Here is a 21,070-nt window from a genome sequence, read left to right on the forward strand (position 1 = left end):
GTGTCGCTCGACTGGACGCGCGGGGATTATTTGCGGTGGACGGGGGCGGCGGGGCAGATTTGAACGGGGCGGTTCGGAGAATCGATCGACGGAAACGGTGGAAGGATGTCGGTCGGTTGCAATCGGGCGGTGTAGCTTGCCGCTCGAATTAATTCCTGAAATATAAGAACAATGTGTCAGTGGCGATCACACCCGTTATTATTCCTGAAATATCGGAATAATTCGCCATTTCGTGTTTGTGTAAGTATAATTCCGATATTCTCGTAACTATGCTGTTGAGCCTGGCTGACAGCACTTTGTTCCTGATATCCCGGAATTATGGCCCGCACCTTACCGCATCCGATCGCGACCCCTGACCCGCTTGCACTGGATCTGGCAACGCTGGGGGCGCTCGTCCGCAATCGGCGGGCGCAGAGCCGAATGCGCATCGACGACGCGGCCGATATGCTCGGTGTCTCCAAGGACGTGCTGTCTCGGCTGGAAAACGGCCGCGCAGTGAGCCTCGACAAATTGTTCAAGGTGCTCGACGGCTTCGGTCTCAATCTGCTCGTCGTGCCGAAACGCGAAGTGCCGGTGGCCCGCAAGGCGTTGCACGAGCACATGGCGGCGCAGGCCGTGTCGGCGGAGTCGCAGGAGGGCGCCTGATGGTTCATCGCCTGGGCATTTCGACCAACGCCTCGCCTGTCGGTCAGTTGACTTACGATGCCCGCCAGGACGATTACGGCTTTTCGTACGATCCGGCGTGGCAGGCGCGCGCCGACGCGTTTGCATTGTCGCCGTGCATTCCGCTCGACGGTGGCCCGCTACCTGCCGGCGCGGTTCAGCGCTTCATCGGCAACCTGCTGCCCGAGGGCCGCGCGCTCGAAGTGGCCGCGGCGATGTATCAGATATCGAAGGACAATGTGTTCGGTTTGATCCGAATGCTCGGGAAGGAGCCTGTCGGTGCGTTGAGTTTCTTCCCGAACGACGATGCCGATGCGCAGGCGCCGGAGGCCCTCGAATCCGTGCGGCGCGTGATATCCGCGGAAGAGTTGACCGATCGCATTCGCAAGCGTGATGCGATTCCGTTTCCCGTCTGGGACGATCAGGTCCGGCTGTCGATTGCAGGCCACCAGGACAAGCTGCAGGTACTGGTCGAGGGCGAGCAATTCGCGCTCGTCGAGGGGGCGCTCAGCAGCACGCATATTCTCAAGCCCGAGTCCCAAAACCCGCATGCTCCGTTCATGGTTGCGAACGAGCATTTCTGCATGACACTGGCCGCCCGAATGGGATTGCCGGTGGCACATGTCGAGATTCGGCGCATCCCGGAACCCATTTTGCTCATCGAACGATTCGACCGAATCGTGACGACCGAACCGGACGATCCGCAACGCGTCCGCGCGGTGCGGCGTCTCCATATCATCGACGGATGCCAGGCGCTGGATTTGCCGGCGACGCTCAAGTACGAACGCAACCTCGGCAACAATGCGGACGTGCGTAATATTCGCGAAGGCGTGAGCTTCGAGAAGCTGTTTTCGTTGACGACGAGTCTCGAGACTCCAGCGGTTGCCCGCACAGCGATGCTTCGCTGGGCGCTGCTGCAATTGCTGATCGGCAACAGCGACGCGCACGGCAAGAATATTTCGTTTTTCGTCAGCAGCGGCGGTCTGGATCCGGCGCCGCTCTACGATCTCGTTTGCGTCAACGTGTACGGTGACGCGTATGTCCAGGATATGGCGATGGCTTTCGGGGATGTTTTCCGAATGGAGGAGCTGACCGCTTTTGCCCTGGCGGATTTTGCGCATCGTGCGCAAATCCGGCCGTCGTTCGTCGCACGTGAATTGACAAAGATGGCGACGTTGGCGAGGAAGCTGGCTCCCGAGTTGGCGGAGTCCGCGGAGTATGCGGGCGAGGAGCGTGCGTGGGTGCGCAATATTTCGGCGTACGTCTGTGCTCAGGCCGACCGTACGTTGCGCATTGCTCCCATGATTTCCAAGGTAAACGTCGACCTTCTTTGATATCGGGCGATTAACGGGCGACGCTGCGACACCCGATTCAGCGTGTCGCAGCGACCGCCCTATGCGGATGCGTTACGCCGCAGCCGCGCCGCTCAGCACCGGATAGTCGACATACCCGCGCGCATCGCCGCCGAAGTACGTCGCGTGTTGCGCATCATTCATCGGTGCGCCCGTCTTCAGCCGCGTCACGAAATCCGGATTGGCGAGCACCATCTGCCCGTAGGCTTCGAGATCGGCAATACCTGCTGCGACATCCGTCCCGATCGCGTCGCGCGCGCGGCCCGGCCGGTTCAGGATCAACGTGCCGCTCCAGCGCTCGCGCAGGTCGGCCAGCAGCGCATCGTCGCCGTGATGCATCACGTGCACGTAAGCGAGGCCGAGCGGGTCGAGTTGCGTCGCGAGATAGCGGTACAGATCCGGCCCTTCCGCGCCTTCGTCAATGCCCCACATCGTGTTGCCCGGCGACAGGCGAATCGCCGTGCGGTCCGCGCCGATTTCGTCGGCGATCGCGGTTGCGACCTCGATCGCGAAGCTGGCGCGATTCTCGATCGAACCGCCGTAGGCGTCGCTGCGCGTATTGGCGCTCGGCGCGAAGAACTGCTGGATCAGATACCCGTTCGCGCCATGGATCTCGACGCCGTCGGCGCCGGCTTCGATCGCGCGGCGCGCGGCGAAGCGGAAATCATTCACGGTGTCGCGCACTTCGTCCGTCGTCAGCGCGCGCGGCGCGGGAATGTCCTGCATCCCCGTCGCCGTGAACATCGGCACGCCCGGCGCGATCGCCGACGGTGCGACGCCCTGGCGATGATGCGGCGTATTGTCGGGATGCGACATGCGTCCCGCATGCATCAGCTGAATGAACAGACGGCCGCCGTGCGCATGCACGCGATCGCTGACGGCCTTCCAGCCGGCGACGTGCGCATCGGTATAGATGCCGGGCGTCATCAGGTAGCCCTGGCCGTCGTCCGACGGCTGCGTGCCCTCGGTGACGATCAGGCCGAGGCCCGCGCGCTGCGCGTAGTACTCGGCAGCCAGTTCGCCGGGCGTGCCGTCGAATGCCGCGCGGCTGCGCGTCATCGGCGCCATGACGAGGCGGTTTTGCAGCGTGTAACGGCCGACACGGGCCGGGGTGAACAGTGCGTCCATGATGCGTGCTCCTCTAGGGTCGGGTCACGGCACCGGGGCGATGCCGTATCGGGCGCCGGCCGCGCATCGTTGCGCGAGCCTCGCTGCCATGGACACATCATCCATTGCTTCTTTTTCGAGATAAATATGGTAGTTTGGATAACATTGATCCATTGATGGAGCAGTGGGCGTGGAACTGCTGAACGACATGGCGTTGTTCGTGGAGGTCGTGAAGGCGAAGGGCTTTCGCAGTGCGGCCGACGCGTTGGGGATGCCGAATTCGACGCTGTCGCGGCGGATCGGCGCGCTGGAAAAGGCGATCGGATTGCGGCTGCTGCATCGCACGACGCGCCGCATCGAGCTCACGGAGGCCGGGCAGCTGTATTTCGAGCGCTGCAAGCGCATCGTCGACGAGGCGCGGCTCGCGCACGAGCAGCTCGGCGAACTGCTGGCCGAACCCGCGGGCGTGCTGCGCGCGTCGTTTCCGGTCGATTTCGCGGTGATCTACCTGACGCCGCTGATCGTCGAATTCGCGAACCGTCACCCGAAGCTGACCTTTGATTTCGAGTTGACGTCACGGCGCGTCGACCTGGTGAGCGAGCCGTTCGACGTCGCGATCCGCATCGGCGAATCCGCGGATTCGCAGCTCGTCGCGCGGCGGCTCGCGACGTTCCGCAATCAACTGTATGCGTCGCCGCGTTATCTCGAACGCGTGGGCGAGCCGCGCGAACCGGACGATCTGCGGCAGCATCAGTGCCTGAGCGTGCAGCGCGTCGATACGTGGGCGCTGCATGACAGCGCGCGGGAGGTCGAGGTGCCGGTGGGCGGGCGGTTCATCGTGAACAGCGTCGGCATGATCCGGCAACTGGCCGTGCTCGATGCGGGGATCATCCAGATGCCGGAGGAAGTGGTGGCCGACGATGTGGCCGCCGGACGGCTGCGTCGCGTGCTGCCCGCATGGGAAGGCGCGGCCGTTCCTGTCTACGCGATGACGGAAACGCGCTTGTTGCCTGCGAAGACGCAGATTTTCATCGAGTTTCTGCGCGAGCATTTCGCGCACGAATGAAGGGGAGTGCCGCGCGGATTGCGCTTATCGGGTGCTGCGATTCGCGGCTGAGGGCGACGTCGACGATTCGCTGACCGGCACCATCCGCGCCTTCGTGTCGGTCGCGGTTTTCGCATCGTCGGGTTCGAGCACGAACCGGAACGAATCGACTCGCTGCATCACCTTCGCCGCATACGCGTTCGAACCGCCATAACTCTTCAGCCCGGCCTGCACGTTGCCGCCGGCCGCCCTTACGTAGCCCGACAGGATCGCGGACCCGGCTTCGACGTTCGCGTTCGGCTCCGTCAGATCCTTCACGTTGCGCAGCAGGCCGCGGTGCGCGGCCAGCACGACCTGCATCAGCCCCGTCGCGCCATGCTGGCCGCGTGCCTTTTCCTGGAAGCGCGATTCGATCGAGATGATGGCGTAAACGAGTGCCGGCGGCAGCGAATATTTCGTCGCGGTGACGCTCACGATATCGGCGAGCTTCGCGGCCCGTTCCTTCGCGACACCGAATTTCTTCGTCAGGTAGGACGTGATGCGGCGGTTTGCTTCGTTCGGCTGATCGTTGGCGTTGGCGAGCGGCGCGGATGCGACGGCCGGTGCCGATGCAATCGCTTCGGGCGCGGACGCAGGCAGCGCGGGCGCTTGTTGCGCCGATGCCTGTTGCGCGATGCTGAACGAAAGCACGATTAGCGAGAGAAACCGTCGCATGGTGAAGTGCGGGGAAATGGGAGGCGCATAGTATATCGGCCAATGGCCACGGGTTGTCGAGCGCCGGCTCGAATGAAAGCGACATGTAGGCTTGTTTCGGTGCACAACGATTCGATGGGGCGATCGTTGCGCGGACACGCATCGTAGTCCGGATAAACGCCGCGCGATCGCGCGCTGACGTTTTTTAACACACGCTTAAAGTGTGCTGCACCGCAAACCTTACGCGCGCCGCGCGGTCGCCACCCGCGCAATCGCGCCGATCGCATCGCTGACCAGCACCGCGAGCAGCCCGACGATCAGGCCGCCCTGCAGCACGAACGCAGTGTTCGAGGTCTGCAGGCCCGCGATGATCACGTCGCCGAGCCCGCGCGCGGCGACCGTCGAGCCGATCGTCGCGGTGCCGAGATTGATCACGACCGCGAGCCGAATCCCGTTGACGATCACCGGAAACGCGAGCGGCAGCTCGACGGACACCAATTGCTGCCAGCCGCTCATCCCCATTCCGCGCGCGGCGTCGACGACGTCGCGCGGCACGTCTTCGAGCCCGGCGATCGTGCTTTCGAAAACGGGCAGGAGTCCGTACAGCACGAGCGCGATCAGCACGGGCTTCAATCCGAAACCGACGGCCGGCACCGCGAGCGCGAGCACCGCGACCGGCGGGAAGGTCTGGCCGATATCGACGACGCTGCGCGCGACCGGCAGGAAATCCGCGCCGGACGGCCGCGTGACCGCGATGCCGGCCGCGACGGCGACCAGCGTGCCGATCACGCTCGACATCGCGACCGTGCCGAGATGCGCGAGCGTGAGATCGAGCAGGCTCGCGCGATCGTAGATGACCGGTGCGCCGTTGTCCGCGAACGGTGCGAACAGCCCCTGCAGCCATGCGGGGCGCAGCAGCAGCACGAGCAGCAGCGCGAGCGCGGCCGCGCGGGCCGCGTAGGCGGGAAACGCCGAGCGCGTCGGCCGCACGCCGCGCGCCGTCATGCGGGCTTCCGCGCGCGTGCGCGGATCGCATCGAGCGTGATGCGGCGCGCGCCGGGTTCGTTGCGGCCGTCGCCATCGTCGACCGGCAGCGCGTCGACGCCGCGCCACAACAGTTCGGACACCGCATCGCGCAGCGTGCGCGTCGCGGCGATCGGTTCACCGTCGGCGTGGCCGGGTTCGGCGACCGCGTCGATCGGCGTCAGTGCAAGCAGGCGCAGCGGCCGGTCGACGCCCGCGACGAGCTGCTCGACGACGCCGGCCGCCGGCTTGCCGAGAATCTCGGCCGGCGACGCGACCTGCAGCAGCCGTCCGCCGTCCATCACCGCGATCGTGTCGCCGAGCTTCAGCGCTTCCTCGATATCGTGCGTGACGATCACGACCGTGATGCCGAGGCGGCGCTGCAACGCGAACAGGTCGTCCTGCGCCTTGCCGCGAATGATCGGATCGAGCGCGCCGAACGGTTCGTCCATCAGCAGCATCGCGGGCTCGGCCGCGAGCGCGCGCGCGACGCCGACGCGCTGCTGCTGGCCGCCCGACAGTTCGTGCGGCAGCTTGTCCGCGAATTCGGCCGGCGCGAGATGGAACAGTTCGAGCAGCTCGTTCACGCGCGCGCCGATGCGATCCGACGGCCAGCCGAGCAGGCGCGGCACGGTCGCGATGTTGCGCGCGACGCTCCAGTGCGGAAACAGCCCGTGGCCCTGGATCGCATAGCCGATGCCGCGCCGCAGCTGCTCGGGCGCGACGGTCGCCGTATCGACGCCGTCGATGCGGATCGTGCCGCTGGTGGGTGCGATCAGCCGGTTGATCATGCGCAGCAGCGTCGACTTGCCGCTGCCCGATGCGCCGACGAGCGCGGTGATCGTGCCGCGTTTGATCGTCAGCGAGACGTCGTCGACGGCGACGACGTCGCCGAAGCGTTTGCCCGCACGTTCGATCTCGATCATCCTGCACGTCCCTTCGCGAGCGACGTCGCGGCTTCGAATACGACGGCCGCCGCCAGTGCGAGTGCGATCGTCGGGATCGCGCCGAGCAGCACGAGATCGGCGGCCGATTGCCCGATCCCCTGGAAAATGAAGGTGCCGAACCCGCCGCCGCCGATCAGCGCGGCGACCGCGGTCAAACCGATGTTCTGCACGAGCACGATGCGCACGCCGCTCAGGATCACCGGCAGCGCGAGCACGAGATCGACACGCAGCAGCCGCTGCGCGCGCGTCATGCCCATCGCGCGCGCCGCTTCGGTCACGTGCGGCGGCACCTGCTCGAGCCCGACCACGACGCTCGAGGCGATCGGCAGCAGCGAATACAGGAACAGCGCGAGCACGGCCGGCGCGACGCCGATGCCGCGGATGCCGAGCGCGGCCGCGAGCGGCACGTGCGCGGCGAGCACGCCGAGCGGCGCCATCATCAGCCCGTACATCGCGATGCTGGGGATCGTTTGCACGACATTGAGCACGGGCATTGCGACGGTCCGCACCGCCGCGACGCGCGCGCATGCGATGCCGAGCGGCACGCCCGCGACGAGTGCGGCCGCGACGGAGCCGCCCGCGAGCGACACGTGCCGGATTGCCTCGTTCCAGAAATCGTCGCTGCGCACCGCGTATTCGCGCATCACGGAGAGGCCGTCCCACCAGCCGCTCGCAAGCGGTGCGGATATCGCCGCAATCGCGACGACGAGCGCGACGAGCCGCCGCCACGGACCGAACGAGAGCCGCGCGAGCGCGTCGGCGACGAGCACGGCCCAGGCGAACAGCAGCAGCCAGACCCCGGCGGCGGGCGACACGCGCGCAAGCATGTCGTCGGGCGCGACGACGTGCGTCGCGATCGCACCGACCGCATAAGCGAGCGTCGCGAGCCACGTGCAGCCGGCCGCGAGCCGCCACGCGGGGCGGTTTGCCGTCATCGTCCACAGCGCGCCGACGATCCATAGCGCGGCGAGCGCGGCACCCTGCATCGTGGGCAGCGCGGCGAACAGCGACAGGTCGGTGCCGGCCGCGATCCGGTTCGGCCGCAGCACCGCGAACGGCAGGCCGAGCACGGCGACGATCGTCAGGACACCGATCAGGATGCCGACCTTGTCGAGTGTCACGCGCCGCGCGGACGCCGCCGCGCGATCGGTCATTTAACGAAGCCCTTCGATTTCAGATAGCTTTTCGCGACGCCGGCCGCCGGCTCGCCGTTGATCTGGATGCGCGCGTTCAGCGACTGCAGCGTCTTCAGGTCGAGGCTCGCGAACACCGGCTTCAGGTAGTCGGCAATTTGCGGATGCGCTTTCAGCACGGCTTCGCGGATCACGGGCGTCGGCGCATAGACGGGCTGCACGTGCTTGTCGTCGTCGAGCACCGCGAGGCCGCTCGACGCGATGCCGCCGTCGGTGCCGTAGACCATCGCGGCGTTCACGCCGTCGGTCTGGTTCGCGGCGGCCTTGATCGTCGCGGCCGTGTCGCCGCCGGACAGCACGACGAGCTGCTCGGGCTTCAGCTTGAAGCCGTAAGCCTTCTCGAACGACGGCAGCGCGGACGCGCTGTTCACGAATTCGGCCGACGCGGCGAGTTTCACCTTGCCGCCGCCCGCGACCCACTTGCCGAAATCGGAGAAGGTCTTCAGATGCTGCGATTGCGCGACGGGCGCGAGCACGGCGACGCCCCACGTGTTGTTCGCGGGCGCCGGCGCGAGCCAGACGAGATGGTTCGCCGCGTAGTCGAGCTGCTTCGCGGTATCGTAGCTTTTCGCGGCGTCCTTCCACACGGGATCGTCTGCCTTGTTGAAGAAGAACGCGGCGTTGCCCGTGTATTCGGGGTAGATGTCGATCTCGCCGCTCGTGAGCGCCTTGCGCACGATCGGCGTCGCGCCGAGCGCGATCTTTTCGGTGACGGGGATGCCGTGGGCCTTCAGCACCTGCGCGATGATGTTGCCGAGCAGGTTGCCTTCGGTGTCGATCTTCGACGACACCACGACGGGCGTGTCGGCGTGCGCGCCGGGCGCGACGATGGCGGCGGCGAGCGCGAGGCCCAGGATCCGGGCGGGCAGGGCGAGCTTCATTGGCCAATCTCCAGGACGGGGGCGTAGGCCGAAAGTTACTTGACTGAACGGGCTTTGGCAAACCGCGTGCGGCGGCGCGCCCACAGCCCGTGTGGGGATAACCCGCATCCGTCACGCGGGCTTGTTACACTGAAATCCATTCCCGCCTGCGGACACTTGCTGACATGAAGCCCGAGCTGCTGGTCCTCATCGCATTGCGCGGCGACGCGCATCGCGAGATCGCCGCGTCGTTCGACGTGCGTTATGCCCCGACCCCCGAGGAGCGCGAACGCGCGATCGCCGAATCCGGCGGCACGATTCGCGCGGTGCTGACCAACGGCAGCACGGGCCTGGCCGCTGCCGAGATCGATCGGCTCCCGCAACTGACGTTCGTCAGCGCGCTCGGCGCGGGCTACGAGCACATCGACGTCGTGCATGCGAAGGCGCGCGGCATTACCGTGGTCACGGGCGCGGGCACCAACGACGATTGCGTCGCCGATCACGCGTTCGCGCTGCTGCTCGCGGCGGTGCGCGGCGTCGTGCGGCTCGATGCGAAAACCCGCGCGGGCGTGTGGCGTGAGGGGTTGCCGATGCCGCCGAACGTGTCGGGCAAGAAGCTCGGCATCGTCGGGCTCGGCAAGATCGGCGAGAAGTGCGCGCGCCGTGCGGCCGGCTTCGACATCGAGATCGGTTATCACAACCGCTCGGCGAAGCCCGTTCCTTACCGTTATTTCGACCGGATCGATGCGCTCGCGCAGTGGGCCGATTTCCTGATCGTCGCGACGCCGGGCGGCGCGGACACGCGGCACCTGATCGATCGCGCGGTGCTCGATGCGCTTGGCCCCGGCGGTTTTCTCGTCAACGTGTCGCGTGGCAGCGTCGTCGATACCGCAGCTTTGGCGGATGCGCTGCGCGAAGGGCGCATCGCGGGTGCCGGGCTCGACGTGTATGAAGGTGAACCCGAGCCGCCGCGCGCGCTGACGGATCTCGACAACGTCGTGCTGACGCCGCACATGGGCGGCTGGTCGCCCGAGGCACTCGATCGTTCGGTGCAGCAGTTTCTCGACAACGCGGCGCGGCATTTCGCGGGGCAGCCGGTGCTGACGCCCGTTTAAGTATCGTTCGAATCAAGTCTAGTTGCGATCAAGCGATGCGGACGGCAACCGACGTCGAGGAGACGCCGGTCGCCGTCCGCGTTGAGTCACGCGAGCTCGCTCAGGACGAAACCGACGCGAGTGGCACCGTGACCGACGTGCCGGCCGGATCGAGCGTCAGGCCCGTGCCCGGCGTCGGCCGCAGCGTCGCCTCGTTGTCGCTCGAGAGGACGACGAGGCTCAGCCGGTGGCCGGCTTCCACCTTGTAGTCGCGCGGCATGAACGTCAGCTTCAGGTCGTACGGCATCCCGGGCAGCACGGGTTCCGACAGCCAATCGGACAAGCGGTTGCGCGGGTCGGTCCATGCGCGCGTGACGATCGTGGCCGTGCCGTCCGGCGCGCGGTCGACGAGCAACGCCGTCACGTTGGCCACACCTGTGAAGGTCAGCCTGACGCGTGCGGTCGCGGCGCCGGACAGGCGCGTCGCGGCCGTGAGCGGCGCGGTCTCGAAGCGGCTGCGGTTTTCGCCGGTCGGCGCGTTCGCCAGCGTGAGCGCGGTAATGCGCGCATCGTCGGTGAAGCGTGCGAGCGGGCCGCCAGTCGGCATCCGCAGCAGCGTGCCGGTGCCCGTGCCGTCGCCGCCCGCGAAATACGTGACCGGCGTGGCATGACGTGCGGCCCAGTCCGATTCCTTCAGCAGCTTGCCGTCGGCCTGTTCGATCACCGCGCGCGGATCGTGCTCGACGCCGTTGTCAAAACCGATCAGGTAGCGCGTAAACCACCGGTTCACCTCCGCGGTCCACGCGTCGGCCATCGCCGGCACGCGTGACGGATCGGTGTGCTTCAGGCGGTGCAGCCACAGCTGCGTCGGCACGCCCTGGCGCCGCATCGCGAGATACCATGAGGTCGACTGGTCGACGCGCACGTTGTCGTCGGTCAGCCCCTGCGCGACGAGCGCCGGCGCGACTGCGAACGCGGTCGGGATGTCGCGCGCGGCCCAGAACGGCGAATAGTCGCCGGTCTTGCGGTCTTCCTGCTGCAACGCTTCGTCGATCAGGTGCGTGCAGCGCTCCGGGTGCGCGTTCGTCAGCAACGCCTTGATATAGACGTCGACGTCCTCGCCTTGATAGCCTTCCGGCGCACGCACGAGCCCGCCCGAGCGGTAGTAGCCGTACATGTTCGTCAACCCGGCGACCGGCACGATCGCGTCGAGCCCGCGCGTGCGCAGGCTCGCGACCATCTTCGGCAGCGTGCCGTCGTACGACACGCCGTACATGCCGACGTGGCCCGTCGACCAGTTCGCGACGACCGTCTTGCCGCTCGCGTCCTTCGCGGTCGCATCGCGGCCGAGCCAGCGGATCACCGACGCCATCGCGACCGATTCGTCGCGCGTCAGGATCGTCGGGCAGCCATCCGAGCCGGCGGTGCCGAGCGAATCCGCATAGACGATCGTGAAGCCGCGCGGCACGAAGTAGCTTTCGATCCACGAGCGCCCGGCGGCGGCCGCTTCGACCTGTTGCAGCATCCGCACCTGCGGTGCGGCGGCCATGATGCGCGCGGACGCCGATGCGGATACCGACGCGGATGCGTTCGCGGCCGGATGTGGCGTGCCGTCGAGTTCGACATCGACGTTGTGGTCGGGGCTGTCGGCAAGCCCGGCGTAGTACGGGCTCGCGAGCACGATGACGGGCGTGCGTGCGCCGTTCGCGGTTTCGGCCGGACGCACGATGCGCACGTGGATGCGGTCGCGCGTGCCGTCGCCGTCGGAATCGACCGGTGTGTCGACCCACGCGTTTTCCTCGATCGTGCCGCCCGACAGCGACGGCTGCACCTGGCCGTTCGTAATCACGGGCCGGTAGCGCCCGCCGCTGGCCGGGTTGGCGTACGGGACGCCGGACGGCGAAACTCGTGACGCCAGCGACCGCGTGTCGGCCGCCGATGCGGCGGCCCCATCCTGTTGGCCCTGCGCGAGCGCGGAGGCGCCCGCCACGCTGCCGCCGTCGTCGCCGCCGCAGGCGGCGAGCGTTGCGGCCGCAACGAGCGCGGGAAGCCACGCGCGCCGCAATCCGGTTCGATGAATGTTCATTTCGACCTCGTTCTTGTTCGTGATTGTCGTGAACCGGCCGGCTCGCGATATGCCCCCTGCGGCCTGGCCGGGTGCTGCGTCGGATGAAGCGGAACTGCACCTTCGAAAGCGCCGGACGACATGCCCGGGTGTCACGGCCGGTGTCGACGCGCGTCGTGCGGCGCGCAACCCGGCGAGCGTCGGGGCAATCGCATCGCCCCGACCGGAAAGCGTCAGCGCGGCAGCGGGTTCGGGCCGCGCGGTCGAAGCCATGCCGATGGCATGACTCGAATGCAGGAGTGCGAATCAAATGCGGGCATGCCCGACCTTCCTTCAGGTTTCAGATGAAACGGAACGGCACGATGCGATGAGGCGGGGATGTTGCGAACAGCGGTGCTGCAACGGCAGGAAAGCGCGACACATGTCGGCACGGCTGGCCGGATTTCTTTCCGGAAGCTTGCGCAAACTTATCTCAGTGAAATCTTGGTGTCAAACTTTTTTAGTTTGTATCAAACAAAGTTTCTAATCGCGTATCGCACGTCGCAGCCAATCCGGGCGGCATCGGTCTCAATTTCGCCGAAATCGATCCGTAAACAATAAAAAACAGTCTGAAAGGAGAGAGAGGGCAATGACGATTTCGGTCACGGCGGCGGGCGGCCTTTCGCTCGCGCAGATGGCGCAGACGGCGCTCGATGGGCGCCAGCAGGCGGACACGGCGTCCGGGAAACCGGAGGACCCGCCGCTTGTGATCCGAGCACTCGATCAGGAAGCGATGCAGGCGGCGCGCATGAAGCAGATGTCGATCCTGGGCGACCTGACGAGGAAGCTGCGCGGCATCACCAGCCAGCTCGCGACGAGCATGCACGAGATCATCGCGAAGCGTCCGGATCTGGCCGACGCGCAGTTCGATTTCATGACCGACAGCGGCCGGATCAAGGTCGTGTCGAAGACGATGACGGAAAGCGATCGCGCGTGGGTGGAGTCGACGCTGAACGCGAACGCGGGCCTCGTGCTCGCAACACGCGATTTTCACGAGCAGGCCGTCGACTTCGCCGAGCAGGGCGCTGCCGCGGTGGGCGACACGTTCACGGACGACGATCGCAAGGTGGCCAGCCAGCGCGCCGATGCGGACTTCCACTTCATGAGCGAGATCAACGCCTCCGTCGCGCGCAACCAGAAGTTTGAAGAGATCGGCGGGCATTTCACCACGCAGGATGGCACGCGGCTGAAGTTCGAGCAGTCGGCCGGCAGCGCGCGCGGCACGCTCGCGTTGCTGGATACCGATCGTCAGTTGTCGTCGGGCGCGGCGGTTTTCGTCGACGATGCAGGTCGGAAGACGTACGGCAGGCGCGCGAACCTGATCGACGTCGGCCTGGGCGGCGCGTTCGAAGACATCCTGAACGGCAGCAACAGCGTCGGTTTCCACGAGATCGCGTAACGCCGCACCGGCCGTCGCGCCTATTCGTCGCGCAGCGCTTCGGCCGGCCGCAACCGCGCGGCGCGCCAGCTCGGGTAGAGCGTCGCGACGCACGACATCAGGAACGCGGCTGCGGCGATCTCGATCACGTCGATCGCCGCGAGCTTCGATGGCAGCGAGCTGAGGAAATACACGGACGGCGTCAGGAAGCGGATGCCGAGCAACTGCTCGATCGCCGGCAGTACCCACGGGATGCTCACCGCGATCGCGCAGCCGAGCGCGACGCCCGCCAGCGTACCGGCGAAACCGATCGTCATCCCCTGGATCGCGAAGATCTTCGTGATCGACCCGGGCGGCGCGCCGAGCGTGCGCAGGATTGCGATGTCGCCCTGCTTCTGCGTGACGGTCATCACGAGCGACGACACCAGGTTGAACGCGGCGACCGCGACGATCAGCATCAGGATCAGCGACAGCATGCGCTTCTGCAGCCGCTCGGCTTCGAACCACGTGCGGTTCTGCCGCGTCCAGTCGCGGATATAGAGATCGCCCGACAGCGTGCGCGACAGCGCCAGCGCGATGTCCGGCGCGCGCTGGAGATCGTCGAGACGCAGCCGGATGCCGGTCGGCGCGGGCGCGTTGAACAGCGTCTGTGCGTCGCGGATGTGGATGTACGCGAGTGCGCTGTCGTATTGATAGTGGCCCGACTCGAACGTGCCGACCACGTTGAACTGGCGGAACCGCGGCAGCGCGTCGCCGATGCGCGCGCTGTTGCCGGGCGCGAAGAACGTGATGCGGTCGCCGATCTTCACGTGCAGCGCATCGGCCAGCGCCGCGCCGAGCACGATGCCCATCTCGCCCGGCACGAGCGCGTCGAGGCGCCCGGTCTTCAGCTTGCGCGCGATCTCGGACACGCGCGGCTCGAGCACCGGATCGATACCGCGCAGCGCGACGCCCGTCACGCTGCCCGCATTCGTCAGCAGCGCCTGCGCGTCGACATAGGGCGCGACGGCGCGCACGGCGGGGTTCCGCAGCGATTCGTGCGCGGTGAGCCGCCAGTCGGGCATCGCGCCGGACGGCGAGAAGATTTCCACATGCGCGAGCACCGACAGCATCCGGTCGCGTACCTCGGTACGAAAACCGTTCATCACCGACAGCACGACGATCAGCGCGGCGACGCCGAGCGCGATGCCGGCCATCGCGGCGCCGGCGATGAACGACACGAAGCCGTCGCCGGCCGAGCGCCGGCCGCCGCGCGCGTAGCGCAGCCCGATCTGCCATTCGAACGGGAGTTTCAAGCGGTTTCCTTTCATTTCGATTCGAGCCGTGTCGAGCCGCGCATTCTAGCGAACGCGGCGCGGCCGCGTGCGGAGGCCGGGAGGCGGATGAAATGCCGCCCGACCGGCCGGTCATCGGCCGGCGTTGCGCGCCGGCACACCGATATTTCCATCGTTTCGGCGCTGACCCATAATGACGGCCAGCATCCAGTCGAACAAAACATTCCAAGCATTCACGGCGCAACCAGGGCCGCGCCGCCACAGACCAATAAATCTCGGGGTACGTCGCCGCAGCCGGCAGCACGTCCTTGACAAGGAAATAACAAAATGGATTTGCTGCGCTTCCTGCTGCTCCTGCCGATTCGCGCGGCCGGGTTCGTCCGGCGCCTGCTCGGCCGCGTGCTGCGGCCGCTGGTCGGCGACGTGTCGTGGACGGCGCCCGCGTGGCCCGGCGTGACCGCCGCGGCCGTGCGCCGCCGCCCGTGGCATGCCGGCGGCATCGTGCTGCTCGCGGCCGCGCTCGGGTACGGCGCATATTGGTTCAAGCATCGGCCGAAGCCCCCTGAGCCCCAGACTGTCGGCTTCACCGTGAAGGCGCCGGCGATCACGACCTACGAAGCGGACGACAGCGGCAAGCCGAAGATCACCGTGCATCCGCTCGAAGTGGCGTTCGCGCAATCGGCCGCGCCGATCGAACTCGTCGGCAAGCCGGCCGGGCAGGGCATCGAGATGACGCCCGCGCTCAAGGGCGCGTGGGAATGGGCCGACGACAAGACGCTGCGCTTTACGCCGGCGGCCGACTGGCCGGTCGGCGCGCACGTCGAGGTGCGCTTCGCGGTGCATCAGGTGTTCGCGCCGCAGGTGGTGATGCGCGACGACCATTTTGCGTTCGACCTGCCGGCGTTCACCGCGACGTCGGGCGACAACCAGTTCTACCAGAACCCCGACAATCCGGCGGAGAAGCAGGCGCTGCTGCAGCTGCGCTTCAACTATCCGGTCGATCCGGCCGAGCTCGAGAAGCGCATCGGCCTCGTGCTGCTTGCCCGCGACGGCAAGACCGCGACGCCGCTGCGCTACACGGTCAACTACGACAAGATGAAGACGAGCGCGTGGGTCTACTCGCAGCCGCTCGAGATTCCGCGCGATCCGCTGACAGTGCGGCTCGACGTCGACAAGGGCGTGAAGAGCGCGCGCGGCGGCGACGGCACGCCGGCCGTGCTGCATGCGACGGTCGGCGTGCCGGGGCTCTACAGCCTGTCGATCGCCAACGTCGCGCCGACGCTCGTCGACAACGAGCGTTACGAACCCGAACAGGTGCTCGTCGCGGAAACCTCCGACGGCGTGCGCAGCGCCGATCTCGCCGCGCGCGCGAAAGCGTGGGTGCTGCCGAAGCGCAAGCCGGGCGTCGATCAGTCGGATGACGATCCGCCGTACGAATGGAACGTGGCCGACATCAGCGATGCGGTGCTGAAGCAGTCGAAGCCGCTGCCGCTCGAAGCGGTGCCGACCGAGAACGACTTCGCGACGCTGCAGAGCTTCAAGTATCACGCGACGCCGGGCGACCGCATCGTCGTGCGTTTCGAGGGCGACCTGAAGTCGGCGGGCGGTTACCTGCTCGGCGCGCCGGTGACGACCGCGTTCACGGTGCCCGACTATCCGAAGCTGCTGCGTTTCATGGCCGACGGTTCGCTGCTGTCGATGAGCGGCAGCAAGCGGCTGTCGGTCGTGTCGCGCAACCTGCCGGGGATGAAGGTCGAGATCGGCCGCGTGCTGCCCGACCAGCTCCAGCATCTCGTGAGCTTCAACAACGGCACGTACGCGCGGCCCGAGCTGTCGTATTCGTTCAGCGAGGATCACATCGTCGAGCGCTTCGTGCAGACGCGGGCGTTCCCGGCCGGCGACCCCGGCAAGGCGCATTACGAAGGCGTCGATCTCGGCCAGTACCTGAAGGGCGGCAAGCGCGGCGTGTTCCTGCTGCACCTGTCGAAGTACGACCCAGCCGCCGAGAAGAAGAAAGCCGACGATGCGAAGGACAGCGATGCGTCGTCCGGCGACAGCAGCCAGGATCAGTCCGACAACGCCGATGCGGGCGATAGCAACAGCAACGGCAACGGCGACGACAGCGACAACGCGCTCGGCGACACGCGCCTGATCGTCGTGACCGATCTCGGGATGCTGGTCAAGCGCGCGCTGGATGGCAGCCAGGACGTGTTCATCCAGTCGATCCGCAACGGCCGCCCGGTTGCGGGCGCAACCGTGTCGGTGCTCGCGGTGAACGGCCAGGCGCTGTTCACGCAGACCACCGGCGCCGACGGCGTCGTGCATTTCCCCGCGTTCAAGGGGCTCGACCGCGAGAAGCGTCCGCAACTGTATGTCGTGAAGAAGGACACCGACCTGTCGTTCCTGCCGGTGGCCGGCCGCGACCGCCAGCTCGACTTCTCGCGCTTCGACGTCGACGGCGAACGCAACGCGACGGGCCAGGGGCAGCTGTCCGCGTACCTGTTCTCGGACCGCGGCCTGTACCGGCCCGGCGATCCGTTCCACATCGGCCTGATCGTGCGCGCGGCGAGCTGGGCGCGCAGCCCAGCCGGCGTGCCGCTGCAGGCGGAGATCGTCGACCCGCGCGGGATCACCGTCGAGCGCAAGCCGGTATCCGTCGACGCGACGGGCTTCACGGAGATCGGTTATACGACGGCCGAAACGGCGCCGACCGGCACCTGGACGGTCAACCTGTACATCGTCAAGGACGGCCAGCCCGGCGCCGAGCCGATCGGCAGCACGACGGTGCAGGTGAAGGAGTTCCTGCCCGACCGGATGAAGGTCGACGCGAAGCTGTCGCAGCAGGTCGTCGAAGGGTGGGTGAAGCCGAAGGGGCTGAAGGGCATCGTCGATGCGCAGAACCTGTTCGGTACGCCGGCCGAGAAGCGCCGCGTCGCGGCGACGCTGACGCTGCGCCCCGTGTGGCCGTCGTTCCGCAGCTGGCAGGGCTACCATTTCTTCGACGCGCGGCGCGCGAAGGAAGGCTATACGACGACGCTGCAGGACGGCACGACCGACGACAAGGGCCATGCCGAGTTCGACCTCGATCTCGACAAGTACGCGGACGCGACCTACCAGGTCTACTTCCAGGCGAAGGCGTATGAAGCGGAAGGCGGGCGCAACGTCGCCGCGAACGCGCAAGCGCTCGTGTCGAACAACGACTGGCTCGTCGGCTACAAGTCGGCCGACGATCTCGGCTACGTGAAGCGCGGCAGCCCGCGCACGGTGCGGCTCGTCGCGATCGATCCGGGCGCGAAGGCGATCGACGTGAAGGACCTGCGTGCGCAGCTCGTCGAGGAGCGTTACGTGTCGGTGCTGACCAAGCAGGATTCCGGCGCGTACAAATACGACTCGCGGCTGAAGGAAGTGTCGGTCGACGAGAAGCCGCTGACGATTCCGGCGGCCGGGCTCGACTTCACGCTGCGCACCGACAAGCCGGGCAGCTATGCGCTCGTGATCCGCGGAGCGGACGGCACCGCGGTGAACCGGATCGAGTATTCGGTCACGGGCGACGCGAACGTCACGCGCTCGCTCGACCGCAACGCCGAGCTGCAGGTGAGCCTCGCGAAGCACGACTACAAACCGGGCGAGCAGGTCGAGATCGCGATCCGCGCGCCTTACGCGGGCAGCGGCCTGATCACGATCGAGCGCGACAAGGTGTATGCGCACGCATGGTTCCATGCGGACACGACGAGCTCGATCCAGCACATCACGGTGCCGGCCGGCTTCGAAGGCAACGGCTACATCAACGTGCAATACATCCGCGATCCGTCGTCGGACGAGATCTTCATGAGCCCGCTGAGCTACGGCGTCGTACCGTTCTCGGTGAACCTCGACGCACGCCGCAACGCACTGACGGTCGACGCGCCCGCACTCGTGAAGCCGGGCGATACGGCCACCTTCACCGTGCATTCGGCGAAGCCCGCGAAGGTCGTCGTGTTCGCGGTCGACGAAGGCATCCTGCAGGTCGCGCGCTACAAGCTCGGCGATCCGCTGAAGTTCTTCTTCCGCAAGCGGATGCTCGAAGTCGGTACGTCGCAGATCCTCGACCTGATCCTGCCGGACTTCGAGAAGCTGATGGCGATGGCCGCGCCCGGCGGCGACGCCGACGATGCGATCGGCCGCCAGTTGAACCCGTTCAAGCGCAAGCGCGACAAGCCGGTCGTCTACTGGTCGGGGATCGTCGACGTGAACGGCGACACGCGCCTGAGCTACACGGTGCCCGACTACTTCAACGGCAAGCTGCGCGTGATGGCCGTGTCGGTGTCGCCGGACCTGGTCGGCACGTTCGAAGGCGCGACGACGGTGCGCGGCGATTTCGTGCTGTCGCCGAACGTGCCGACGACACTCGCGCCGGGCGACGAGGCCGACGTCAGCGTCGGCGTCGCGAACAACCTGACGGGCGTCGGCAACCAGCCGGTGCCGGTCGCGGTCACGCTGAAGACGGGCCCGCAGTTGCAGGTGATCGGGCCGGCGACGCAGAACGTCGCGCTTGCGCCGCAACACGAGGGCGTCGCGCTGTTCCGCGTGAAGGCGACCGACACGCTCGGCTCGGGCGCGCTGTCGTTCGGCGCGCGCTACGGCACGAAGGGCGCGCAGCAGCGCGTCGACGTGTCGGTGCGGCCGGCCGCCGCGTTCCGCACGCAGCTCGACATCGCGCGGCTCGACCCGGGCAAGAAGGCGAGCGTGCCGAACCTGCGGCCGATGTACGACGCGTACGCGTCGCGCGATGCGAGCATTTCGACCGCGCCGCTCGTGTTGTCGGAGGGGCTGTCGTCGTATCTCGTCAACTTCGACCACTACTGCAGCGAGCAGATGGTGAGCGCGGTCGTGCCGCGCGTGTTCGCGTCGAAGTGGCTGTCGGTGCGCGCGCTGACGAGCGCGATGCATGCGCCCGAAGCCGGCGCCGACGCGGCGAACGCGAGCGCGATCACGCAGTTCCTCGGCGTGCTGCGCGGCCGGCAGAACGCGCAGGGCGGCTTCGGATTGTGGAGCGCGACGCCCGATGCCGATCCGTTCGTGTCCGCGTATGCGATGCACGTGCTGCTCGATGCGCGCGAGCGCGGGATGGCCGTGCCGAAGGACATGCTCGACGCGGGCAACGCGTATCTGCAGAAGCTCGCGGCGAACGATTCGCTCGGCTCGCTCGACCTGCTGCGGCAGCGCGCGTACGCGGTGTACCTGTTGACGCGCCAGGGCAACGTGACGACCAACAGCCTCGCGGCCGTGCAGAAGCGCCTGCAGGATGCGTATCCGAACGACTGGAAGAACGATCTCGCGGCCGCGTGGCTCGCCGCGTCGTACCAGCTGCTGAAGCAGGACAAGGAGGCTGCCACGCTGATCGCCGGGCCGCAGGCGTTGCTCGAACGCAAGCGCGCGTCCGAAGGCGATTACGTGACGGGCTACTACATCGATCCGCTGACGCGCGATGCGAGCGTGCTGTACCTGCTCGCGAAGCACTTCCCCGAGCGCGTGCGCAAGCTGTCGCCGCGCGCGATGGACAACATCGCCGCGCCGTTGGTCGACAACCGCTACAACACGCTGTCGTCGGCGATGACGATCCTCGCGCTCGATGCGTATGCGGCGTCGAACGCGGGGCAGCTCGACCAGCTCGCGATCGACGAGGTGCGCGCGGGTGCTGCGGCTAAGGACGTGTCGTCGATCCAGGCGAACCTCGTGCGCTCGGGCACGTGGACGGCCGGCGCGTCGCGCGTCGACTTCGTGAACGGCAGCGCGCTGCCCGCGTGGTGGGTCGCGAGCCAGTCGGGCTACGACCGCGGCACGTCGACGAAGGCGATCAAGAACGGGCTGGAGATCGTGCGCGACTACACCGACACGAACGGCAAGCCGCTCGACAAGATCACGCTCGGCCAGGAGATCGACGTGCACCTGAAGATCCGTGCGACCGGCTCGGCAAACGTCGGCAACATCGCGATCGTCGACCTGCTGCCCGGCGGCTTCGATCCGGTGATCGCACCGCCTCCCGCGACTGACGCGCAGGAAGGCGACAGCGGGGACGGCGGTGCGTCGGCGCCGGTGGCCGATGCGCCGTGGCGTTCGCCGATCGGCGTGACTGGGTCGACGTGGCAGCCGCAGTTCGCGGACGTGCGTGAGGACCGTGTGGTGATCTACGGCACCGCGACGACCGACGTGCGCGAGTTCGTCTACCGGATCAAGGCGAGCAACGCGGGCCGCTTTGTCGCACCGCCCGCGTACGGCGAGTCGATGTACGACCGCCGCGTGCAGGCGCAGGCGCCGGGCGGCGCGGCGCTGACGGTGGAGCGCGTGCGATGACGGT

15 protein-coding genes are annotated in these 21,070 nt (G+C 67.2%); 7 read left to right on the top strand and 8 right to left on the bottom strand.

The genetic code is table 11. The features are described 5' to 3' along the window. The first annotated feature begins 318 nt into the window (after positions 1-318). Complete coding sequence (locus VL15_RS03965; protein ID WP_080970706.1) at positions 319-645, top strand: helix-turn-helix domain-containing protein; 327 nt, start codon at positions 319-321, stop codon at positions 643-645. After that, the gene (locus tag VL15_RS03970) at positions 645-1,997 is read left to right on the top strand and encodes a HipA domain-containing protein (RefSeq protein ID WP_048243229.1); all 1,353 of its coding nucleotides are present in this window, start codon (positions 645-647) and stop codon (positions 1,995-1,997) included. The genes VL15_RS03965 and VL15_RS03970 overlap by 1 nt, the downstream gene beginning before the upstream one ends. A 72-nt stretch (positions 1,998-2,069) precedes the next feature. On the opposite strand, the gene VL15_RS03975 is transcribed toward VL15_RS03970, so the two are convergent. Next, entirely contained in the window at positions 2,070-3,143 is a 1,074-nt protein-coding gene (locus tag VL15_RS03975) for an alkene reductase (RefSeq protein WP_048243230.1), read from the bottom strand. A gap of 169 nt (positions 3,144-3,312) precedes the next feature. On the opposite strand from VL15_RS03975, the gene VL15_RS03980 reads away from it, so the two are divergent. Continuing rightward, positions 3,313-4,188 (top strand): LysR family transcriptional regulator, encoded by an 876-nt coding sequence (locus tag VL15_RS03980; RefSeq protein WP_048243231.1) that lies wholly within the window; start codon positions 3,313-3,315, stop codon positions 4,186-4,188. A 24-nt stretch (positions 4,189-4,212) separates the two neighbouring features. Here VL15_RS03980 and VL15_RS03985 read toward each other — a convergent pair whose 3' ends face one another. From VL15_RS03985 to VL15_RS04005, 5 genes are all read right to left on the bottom strand, one after another. Continuing rightward, positions 4,213-4,881, bottom strand: coding sequence for a lytic transglycosylase domain-containing protein (locus tag VL15_RS03985; protein WP_048243232.1), 669 nt, complete (start codon positions 4,879-4,881; stop codon positions 4,213-4,215). Positions 4,882-5,100: 219 nt separating this feature from the next. Beyond that, positions 5,101-5,865, bottom strand: coding sequence for an ABC transporter permease (locus VL15_RS03990; RefSeq protein ID WP_048243233.1), 765 nt, complete (start codon positions 5,863-5,865; stop codon positions 5,101-5,103). Further along, positions 5,862-6,809: an ABC transporter ATP-binding protein gene (locus tag VL15_RS03995; protein WP_048243234.1), complete on the bottom strand. Its 948-nt coding sequence runs from the start codon at positions 6,807-6,809 to the stop codon at positions 5,862-5,864. The genes VL15_RS03990 and VL15_RS03995 overlap by 4 nt, the downstream gene beginning before the upstream one ends. Continuing rightward, positions 6,806-7,984: an ABC transporter permease gene (locus VL15_RS04000; RefSeq protein WP_048243235.1), complete on the bottom strand. Its 1,179-nt coding sequence runs from the start codon at positions 7,982-7,984 to the stop codon at positions 6,806-6,808. The genes VL15_RS03995 and VL15_RS04000 overlap by 4 nt, the downstream gene beginning before the upstream one ends. Beyond that, on the bottom strand, positions 7,981-8,904 hold the full coding sequence (locus tag VL15_RS04005) for an ABC transporter substrate-binding protein (RefSeq protein WP_048243236.1): 924 nt from the start codon (positions 8,902-8,904) through the stop codon (positions 7,981-7,983). The genes VL15_RS04000 and VL15_RS04005 overlap by 4 nt, the downstream gene beginning before the upstream one ends. Before the next feature lie 164 nt (positions 8,905-9,068). Between VL15_RS04005 and VL15_RS04010 the strand changes: the two genes are divergently transcribed. Continuing rightward, positions 9,069-9,998: a 2-hydroxyacid dehydrogenase gene (locus VL15_RS04010; RefSeq protein ID WP_048243237.1), complete on the top strand. Its 930-nt coding sequence runs from the start codon at positions 9,069-9,071 to the stop codon at positions 9,996-9,998. A gap of 100 nt (positions 9,999-10,098) precedes the next feature. Here the strand turns inward: VL15_RS04010 and VL15_RS04015 are convergent, their stop codons facing one another. Next, positions 10,099-12,063 (bottom strand): Xaa-Pro dipeptidyl-peptidase, encoded by a 1,965-nt coding sequence (locus VL15_RS04015; protein WP_048243238.1) that lies wholly within the window; start codon positions 12,061-12,063, stop codon positions 10,099-10,101. Between VL15_RS04015 and VL15_RS41705 the strand changes: the two genes are divergently transcribed. Then, entirely contained in the window at positions 12,056-12,328 is a 273-nt protein-coding gene (locus VL15_RS41705) for a hypothetical protein (RefSeq protein ID WP_155420111.1), read from the top strand. The two genes, VL15_RS04015 and VL15_RS41705, sit on opposite strands and share 8 nt — an antisense overlap. 342 nt (positions 12,329-12,670) lie before the next feature. Continuing rightward, a complete protein-coding gene (locus tag VL15_RS04020; protein WP_048243239.1) occupies positions 12,671-13,480 on the top strand; it encodes a hypothetical protein in 810 nt (269 codons plus the stop codon). Positions 13,481-13,500: 20 nt separating this feature from the next. On the opposite strand, the gene VL15_RS04025 is transcribed toward VL15_RS04020, so the two are convergent. Further along, positions 13,501-14,769, bottom strand: coding sequence for a lipoprotein-releasing ABC transporter permease subunit (locus VL15_RS04025; protein WP_080970707.1), 1,269 nt, complete (start codon positions 14,767-14,769; stop codon positions 13,501-13,503). A 291-nt stretch (positions 14,770-15,060) separates the two neighbouring features. Here VL15_RS04025 and VL15_RS04030 point away from each other — a divergent pair, with 291 nt between their 5' ends. After that, positions 15,061-21,066, top strand: coding sequence for an alpha-2-macroglobulin family protein (locus VL15_RS04030; RefSeq protein WP_048243241.1), 6,006 nt, complete (start codon positions 15,061-15,063; stop codon positions 21,064-21,066). Positions 21,067-21,070 lie beyond the last annotated feature (4 nt).

The sequence above is a fragment of the Burkholderia cepacia genome (assembly GCF_001039005.1).
Lineage (GTDB): Bacteria > Pseudomonadota > Gammaproteobacteria > Burkholderiales > Burkholderiaceae > Burkholderia > Burkholderia theae.

Excerpts from the sequence above, each read along its gene's own strand:
- VL15_RS03965 (WP_080970706.1), top strand. The coding sequence starts at position 319 with ATGGCCCGCACCTTACCGCATCCGATCGCGACCCCTGACCCGCTTGCA.
- VL15_RS03970 (WP_048243229.1), top strand. The coding sequence starts at position 645 with ATGGTTCATCGCCTGGGCATTTCGACCAACGCCTCGCCTGTCGGTCAG.
- VL15_RS03975 (WP_048243230.1), bottom strand. The coding sequence starts at position 3,143 with ATGGACGCACTGTTCACCCCGGCCCGTGTCGGCCGTTACACGCTGCAA.
- VL15_RS03985 (WP_048243232.1), bottom strand. The coding sequence starts at position 4,881 with ATGCGACGGTTTCTCTCGCTAATCGTGCTTTCGTTCAGCATCGCGCAA.
- VL15_RS03990 (WP_048243233.1), bottom strand. The coding sequence starts at position 5,865 with ATGACGGCGCGCGGCGTGCGGCCGACGCGCTCGGCGTTTCCCGCCTAC.
- VL15_RS03995 (WP_048243234.1), bottom strand. The coding sequence starts at position 6,809 with ATGATCGAGATCGAACGTGCGGGCAAACGCTTCGGCGACGTCGTCGCC.
- VL15_RS04000 (WP_048243235.1), bottom strand. The coding sequence starts at position 7,984 with ATGACCGATCGCGCGGCGGCGTCCGCGCGGCGCGTGACACTCGACAAG.
- VL15_RS04005 (WP_048243236.1), bottom strand. The coding sequence starts at position 8,904 with ATGAAGCTCGCCCTGCCCGCCCGGATCCTGGGCCTCGCGCTCGCCGCC.
- VL15_RS04010 (WP_048243237.1), top strand. The coding sequence starts at position 9,069 with ATGAAGCCCGAGCTGCTGGTCCTCATCGCATTGCGCGGCGACGCGCAT.
- VL15_RS41705 (WP_155420111.1), top strand. The coding sequence starts at position 12,056 with ATGTTCATTTCGACCTCGTTCTTGTTCGTGATTGTCGTGAACCGGCCG.
- VL15_RS04015 (WP_048243238.1), bottom strand. The coding sequence starts at position 12,063 with ATGAACATTCATCGAACCGGATTGCGGCGCGCGTGGCTTCCCGCGCTC.
- VL15_RS04020 (WP_048243239.1), top strand. The coding sequence starts at position 12,671 with ATGACGATTTCGGTCACGGCGGCGGGCGGCCTTTCGCTCGCGCAGATG.
- VL15_RS04025 (WP_080970707.1), bottom strand. The coding sequence starts at position 14,769 with ATGAAAGGAAACCGCTTGAAACTCCCGTTCGAATGGCAGATCGGGCTG.
- VL15_RS04030 (WP_048243241.1), top strand. The coding sequence starts at position 15,061 with ATGGATTTGCTGCGCTTCCTGCTGCTCCTGCCGATTCGCGCGGCCGGG.